Source organism: Mesorhizobium tianshanense (genome assembly GCF_007830515.1).
Classification (GTDB): Bacteria; Pseudomonadota; Alphaproteobacteria; order Rhizobiales; family Rhizobiaceae; genus Mesorhizobium; species Mesorhizobium tianshanense.
In genome coordinates this window covers 63,499-70,313 of record NZ_VLKT01000041.1, presented here as the reverse complement: position 1 = coordinate 70,313, position 6,815 = coordinate 63,499, and the positions used below count along the sequence as shown (strand labels likewise).

The following is a 6,815-nucleotide window of genomic DNA, read 5'->3' as shown; positions in this document are numbered from 1 at the left end:
GAAATGATTCGGATCGGCCTTAGCAACCAAATCCTAGGTCATTTCAACGGCTTGAACCACATCCGCCAACCCGCCGTGAATTTTTCAGGCTAGCTCGCTTGTGCCAACGCCACAGCGTCGGGTCCTGCCGGAAAACGGAGTTGGCCTGATACATCGTTCGCGGCATGCCACACCGCCTCGGCCACGTCGGTTTCCTTCGTCACCATGGCTGGGCTGGAGAATTCGGCGAAGATCGGTCCCGCAAACGACGCATATGCCTCGGGAATCAACTCGTCGATGCGCAGTTGCGTATTCTGCGAAAAGCGCGTGGTCGGGGCGTAACCGGGCTCAACCAGCTTGACCCGTATGTCGAACGCCCGCAGCTCGTGGGCCAGCGATCCTGTGAATCCCTCGATGGCCATCTTGCTGGCGGTGTAAACCGCTGCCAACGGCATGGGGGCAAGCGTTGCGCTTGAAGTCACGTTGACCACCACGCCCGATCTGCGGGAACGAAACTGGGGTATTACGGCCTGGCTCATCGCCATCACGCCAAATGTGTTGGTCTCGAACACTTTGCGCACATGGGTCATTGGCGTGGCTTCGAAAGCGCCGACGACACCGATGCCGGCATTGTTGACGAGCACGTCGATTGGGCCGCTCGCGTCGAGCGCCGCTGATATGCTCTCCGCATTGGTGACATCGAGCGGCAGCACGCGGATGCGATCCGACCGAGGGCACGATTCCTTCGCGCGGAGTTCGCATGGTGGCCAGCACATTCCATCCCTGGGAATGGAAATGGCGCGCAGTCTCGAGTCCGTAGCCGGACGAGCAGCCCGTAATGAGGACGGTTTTCATGTCGAGGTCCTTTCTTGGAGGTTGACGCGAGAGAAATAACCTCAGGACTATCATCGATCAGAAGTCCATATTTCATGAGAGATAGTCCGGAAATGACCGATCCTCTCTGTCAAGTTATCGAACTCCTCCGGCCACGCGCCGTCTTCTCGAAAGGGATCAGCGGCGCAGGGCGTTGGGGTGTGCGCTATTCCGAGTTCGGCCAGCCGGGCTTCTGTGCGGTAATCGAGGGCCGATGTCGCCTTGCCGTCGATGGAGAAGACCCCATCAGCCTTGAGGAAGGCGACTTCGTGCTTCTGCCGGCGACGCCCGCCTTCACGATGTCCAGCTTCGAATGGGCGATGCCCAGACACATCAATCCGAAGGTGACGCCCGTGCCCGCTGGGGAGGTCCGTCACGGCCGGCTCGGCGGCCCTCCTGACGTGCGCCTGCTCGGCGGCTATTTCATTTTCGAGTCTCCCGATGCGGCTTTGTTGGTATCGCTCCTCCCGGCGATGGTTCACGTGCGCGGAATCCAGCGGCTTTCGCTGCTGGTACGCCTCGTCGGCGAGGAGGCCAGCGAGCAGAGCGTCGGCCGCGATCTTGTGCTTGCGCGTCTGGTCGAGGTCCTGCTGATCGAAGCGCTGCGGGCAACTCAGGGGAAAGACGCACCGCCCGGACTCCTGCGCGGGCTGGCCGACGCGCGCGTCGCCGAAGCGTTACGGCGATTGCACAGCGATCCTGAACGGCCGTGGACAGTGGCTGAACTTGCACGCGAGGCGGGAATGTCCCGATCGGCCTTCTTCGACCGCTTCACGCGCATGGTGGGGCTCCGGCCGATGGAGTACCTCCTCGGCTGGCGCATGGCTGTTGCGAAGGACCTTCTGCTGAGCAGGGGCATCGCGCTCGACGAAGTTGCGAGGCGTGTCGGCTATGGTTCGGCAAGCACGTTCAGCAGCGCTTTCAGCCGCCATGTGGGGCAACCGCCCGGCCGTTACGCGCGTCGTGATCGGCGTGACGAAGGACCGGGCGCTCCCGCGTTCGCCCGCGCGCACCAGTGAGGCAACGGACGCGGTCGGTGCGATGATCCATGGGTCCGTTGACATGATGCTCTCCTCGCCACGGAGTGATGATCACGCTCGACGATAAAACAGCGCCCGCCCGGTCGCACCTGGTATCGCCGGAAAGGCCCTATCGGATATGAGAAGCAGGTCGGACCTCTATGCGAGAGCGGCCCTGTTCCTCGACAGAACCGCCGCACGTCGGGATGCGCAACGGCTTGTCAGATCCGCTTTAGCTCGAGCGCATGGCGATGCCTACGCAGCGGATAAACGCGAGATGTGCGTTCGCGCTCCCCGGTTAGCCGCTTCCTTGTCAAGGACGGTGATGTTCGATGTTTGTTCTATAGCAGGCTGTCGGTTGTGATGGTCAGTTCAAAATGATTGATTTGTGCAGCACACCCGCTACCTTTTACGGACTCGCATGTAGGGCCGCTTACGAGGGGTAACCATGGTTCACACTGCACGCCTCCGCCACGATTCTCTGGCCGCCCCCTCAAGCAGAAACGTCCCTGCAAAATGGCTCGCCGCCGCGGCCTTCGCGGCGATCGGCTTGCTCGCGGCCCTGGCCGCACAGGCGCAGGAAGCGCCTCCCGCGCCCGTCGTCACGGTAGCCAAGCCGCTGGTGCGCGATATCGTCGAGGACGATGAGTTCGTCGGCCGTTTCGAAGCCGTCGACCAGGTTTCGCTGCGCTCCCGCGTCGGCGGCTATCTCGACCAGGTCCATTTCCAGGACGGTACGCTGGTCAAGCAGGGCGACCTCCTGTTTACCATCGACCAGCGGCCGTTCAAGGCGGCGCTGAACCAGGCGCAGGCGCAAGTTGACTCGGCCAAGACCCTGGTCGAATTCAGCAAGATGCAGTTCGAGCGCGCCGAGACCCTGTCGCGCGAAGGCAACATACCGGTTTCGACACTGGACGACCGCCGCCGCGAATATCTCGCCGCCCAAGCGCAACTGGAGGGAGCGGAGGCGGCACTTGAAAACGCAAGTCTCGATCTCGAATTCACCGAGATCAAGGCGCCGTTTCCCGGCCGGGTCGACCGCCGGCTCGTCTCGCCGGGCAATCTGGTGCAGGCCGACCAGACCGTGCTGACCACCATCGTCTCGATCGACCCGATCGACTTCTATTTCGACATCGATGAGCGGTCTTACTTCGCTTATGCGCGCGACGCCCGCGAGCGCGGCGGCGTCATGCAGGAGGGCGCCGGCGGCGTCGATGTTGTCGTCCGTGTCGCCGACCGTAATGAAGCGACGTTCAAGGGCAAGCTCGACTTCGCCGAGAACCGTCTGGACGAAGCTACCGGCACGATGCGGGTCAGGGCGCGCTTCGACAACAAGGACGGCGTGCTGCAGCCGGGCATGTTCGGCCGCATCAACGTGCCCGGCTCGCTGCCGCATCCGGGCGTGCTTCTGCCTGACGAGGCGATCGGCGCCGACCAGAACCGCCGCATCGTCTTCGTTGTCGACGAGGCAGGCCTGATCTCGGCCAAGCCGGTCCGCACCGGTCCGCGCATCGACGGCTATCGCGTTATCCGCGAGGGCCTCACCGGCGAAGAGACCGTGGTAATCAACGGGCTGGTGCGAGTGCGGCCGGGCATCACCGTCAAGCCCGAGATGACCACGTTGCCGCCCAAGGTTGAAGCCGAAGGGCAGACGCAATGAACTTCGCCCATTTCTTCGTCAACCGCCCGATCTTCGCGGCGGTGCTGTCGATCGTGCTCGTGCTCGTCGGCGGCATCGCCTATACGCAGCTTCCGGTCGCGCAATATCCCGAAATCGCGCCACCGACCATCGTGGTGCGCGCCTCCTATCCGGGCGCCGACGCTGAGACGGTCGCCGCGACCGTGGCGACGCCGATCGAACAGGAAATCAACGGCGTCGAGCACATGCTCTACATGTCGTCCTATTCCTCCGGCGAAGGCTCGATGTCGCTCACCATCACCTTTCGCCCCGGCACCGATCTCGACGCGGCGCAGGTGCTAGTCCAGAACCGCGTCTCGATCGCCGAAGCGCGCCTGCCGGAAGAGGTGCGCCGGCTCGGCATCACCACGGCGAAAAGTTCGCCCGACCTGATGATGGTCATCCATATGCTGTCGCCCGACGACACATATGATCAGCTCTACGTCTCGAATTATGCGCGTTCGCGCGTGCGCGACGTCCTGCTGAGACTGGACGGCGTCGGCGACGTGCAGATCTTCGGCGAGCGCGAATATTCGCTGCGCGTCTGGCTCGACCCGGAAAAGCTGTCCGCCTACGGCATGACCGCAGGCGACGTAGTCCAGGCGCTGCGCGACCAGAACGTCCAGGTGTCGGGCGGCTCGATCGGCGCGCCGCCGATTGGCGACGGCTCGGCCTTCCAGTATACGGTCACCACGCAAGGGCGCTTCGAAGACGCGCGCGACTTCCGCTACGTCATAGTCAAGTCGACCGAGGACGGCCGCTTGATCTCCCTGCAGGACGTGGCGCGCATAGAGCTCGGCGCCAGGGACTACGTCACCAATTCCTATCTCAACAACAAGGCGGCGGTGGCGCTCGGCATCTTCCAGCGGCCGGGCACCAATGCCTTGGCCTCGGCGGAAGAAATCCAGGAGACTATCGCGGAGCTTTCGGAGGATTTCCCGAAGGGGCTGGCCTACGAGATCATCTACAATCCGACCGAGTTCATCGCTGAATCTATCAGCGAGGTCTATGTCACCATCGCCGAGGCGATCCTGCTGGTGGTGATCGTCATCGTCGTGTTCCTGCAGTCGTGGCGCATGGCGATCGTGCCAATCGTGGCGATACCGGTCTCGCTGATCGGCACGCTTGCCGTGCTGCTCGCCTTCGGCTTCTCACTCAACATGCTCACTCTGTTCGGGCTGGTGCTGGCGGTCGGCATCGTTGTCGACGACGCCATCGTGGTTGTGGAAAATATCGAGCGCAACATCCGGCTGGGCCTCGCCCCGCGCGCCGCCGCGCACAAGACCATGGATGAAGTGGGAAACGCGGTCCTCGCGATCTCGCTGGTGCTTATCTCCGTCTTCGTTCCGGCGGCTTTCATTCCCGGGATTTCCGGCCAGTTCTACCTGCAGTTCGCCATCACCATCGCGGTCTCCACCGCGATCTCCGCATTCAACTCGCTGACGCTTTCGCCGGCTCTCGCTGGCGTGCTTTTCAAGCCGCACATCGAGGAACATTCGAACTTCTTCCTGGCAAGGTTCGGCCGCGCTCTGGCAAAGGGGTTCAACAACGGGTTCGACAAGATGGCGGACGGCTATGCGTGGCTGGTGCACAGACTGGTCGGCACGACTCTGGCGCTTGCCGCCATGCTGCTCGTCTTCGCAGGCCTGCTCTACGCGACCTATCACATGCTGCAGACGGTGCCGCGCGGCTTCATCCCGAACATGGACCAGGGTTATGCGATCGTCGTCGTGCAATTGCCGGAGGGCTCTTCGCTCGCCCGAACGGACGCAGTCATCCAGAAGGCGTCGGATATCATCCGCGAGACGCCGGGTGTCGCCAACGCCGTCGCCTTCGCAGGATTCAACGGCGCGACATTCACCAACGCCAGCAATTCGGGCGTGATCTTCGCGCCATTCAAGAGCTTCGAGGAACGGCTCGAGAGCGGCGATACTTCCGACAAGATCATCGGCACGCTGTTTGGCGGTCTGCAAAGCATCCAGGAGGCCTTCATCATCGCGCTGCCGCCCCCGCCAGTGCGGGGCATCGGCAACTCCGGCGGCTTCAAGATGATGCTCCAGGAGCGCAACAGCGCCGACATGCGGCCGGTTCTGGCGCTGGCCAACGAAATCGCCGGCAAGGCCAACCAGACGCCCGGGTTGATGGGCGTCTTCACAACCTTCTCGGCCTCCAGCCCGCAATTCTTCCTGGCGATCGACCGCGACAAGGCGCGCATGCTGAACGTGCCGATCCCCAACATCTTCGAGACGCTGTCGATCAATCTAGGCACCGCCTATGTCAACGATTTCAACGCCTTCGGTCGCGTCTACCAGGTGCGGGCGCAAGCCGACCAGGCTTTCCGCATCGATCGCGACGACATATTGAAGCTGAAGGTGCGCTCGGCGGCCGGCGACCTGGTGCCGCTCGGCACACTGGTCGACATCCGCGACGTCACCGGTCCCTCGCTCGTGCAACGCTACAACATGTATGTCTCCGTGCCGCTTCAGGGCAATGCAGCGCCGGGTGTCGCCACCGGCACGGCGCTCGACCTGATGGAGGGGATCGCAGCCGAATCGCTGCCGCAGGGCACTTCCTTCGAATGGACTGAACTCGCCTTCCAGGAGCGGCAGACCGGCAACACGGCGGTCTTCATCTTCGGCCTGTCGGTCCTGTTCGTCTTTCTGGCGCTCGCCGCGCTGTACGAAAGCTGGATTACGCCCTTCGCCATCGTGCTTATCGTCCCGCTCAGCGTGCTGGGCGCCCTCTTGGGCGTCGCCTTCCGCGGTCTCGACAACAACATCCTCGTGCAGATCGGGCTGATCGTGCTCATCGGCCTGGCGGCGAAGAACGCGATCCTGATCGTCGAGTTCGCGCGCCAAGGTGAGGAGCGCGGCCTTGACGCCGTCGAGGCGGCTGTCGAGGCCTGCCGGCTGCGGCTGCGGCCGATCCTGATGACGGCATTCGCCTTCATCCTGGGCGTGGTGCCGCTGGTGATCGCCAGCGGGCCTGGCGCGGAAATGCGCCAATCGCTCGGCACGGCCGTGTTCTCCGGCATGCTGGGCGTGACGTTGTTCGGCCTGTTTCTGACGCCGGTCTTCTACGTTGCTCTGCGCACGACATTCCGGCGCAGGCGGCCTGAAGCCGGCCCTAACCTGGCTTCCGAGAGCGGCGCAGCCGAGTAGACGCCGAGCCGATGAGGCGCCGGGTTCAGGCTGAAGGCCGGACCGGCGGGTTCCTGGATCTCGCGGAGGGATGGACCGGCGGTCCATCCCTCGAGCGGATCGAGA

The 6,815-nt window shown here is 63.4% G+C and carries 3 protein-coding genes and 1 pseudogene; 3 read left to right on the top strand and 1 reads right to left on the bottom strand.

What is annotated here, in order from left to right; all coding sequences use genetic code 11:
* Positions 1-89 precede the first annotated feature (89 nt).
* A pseudogene (locus tag IQ26_RS27525) lies at positions 90-834 on the bottom strand (SDR family oxidoreductase).
* A 92-nt stretch (positions 835-926) separates the two neighbouring features.
* Between IQ26_RS27525 and IQ26_RS27520 the strand changes: the two are divergent.
* The 3 genes from IQ26_RS27520 to IQ26_RS27510 all read left to right on the top strand — a co-directional run bounded on the left by IQ26_RS27520 (position 927) and on the right by IQ26_RS27510 (position 6,710).
* Positions 927-1,871 (top strand): AraC family transcriptional regulator, encoded by a 945-nt coding sequence (locus IQ26_RS27520; RefSeq protein WP_145721511.1) that lies wholly within the window; start codon positions 927-929, stop codon positions 1,869-1,871.
* Positions 1,872-2,319: 448 nt separating this feature from the next.
* Complete coding sequence (locus tag IQ26_RS27515; RefSeq protein ID WP_240547260.1) at positions 2,320-3,531, top strand: efflux RND transporter periplasmic adaptor subunit; 1,212 nt, start codon at positions 2,320-2,322, stop codon at positions 3,529-3,531.
* Entirely contained in the window at positions 3,528-6,710 is a 3,183-nt protein-coding gene (locus IQ26_RS27510; RefSeq protein WP_145721510.1) for an efflux RND transporter permease subunit, read from the top strand. The genes IQ26_RS27515 and IQ26_RS27510 overlap by 4 nt, the downstream gene beginning before the upstream one ends.
* Positions 6,711-6,815 lie beyond the last annotated feature (105 nt).

Coding starts and splice junctions, on each gene's coding strand:
- IQ26_RS27520 (WP_145721511.1), top strand. CDS start 927: ATGACCGATCCTCTCTGTCAAGTTATCGAACTCCTCCGGCCACGCGCC.
- IQ26_RS27515 (WP_240547260.1), top strand. CDS start 2,320: ATGGTTCACACTGCACGCCTCCGCCACGATTCTCTGGCCGCCCCCTCA.
- IQ26_RS27510 (WP_145721510.1), top strand. CDS start 3,528: ATGAACTTCGCCCATTTCTTCGTCAACCGCCCGATCTTCGCGGCGGTG.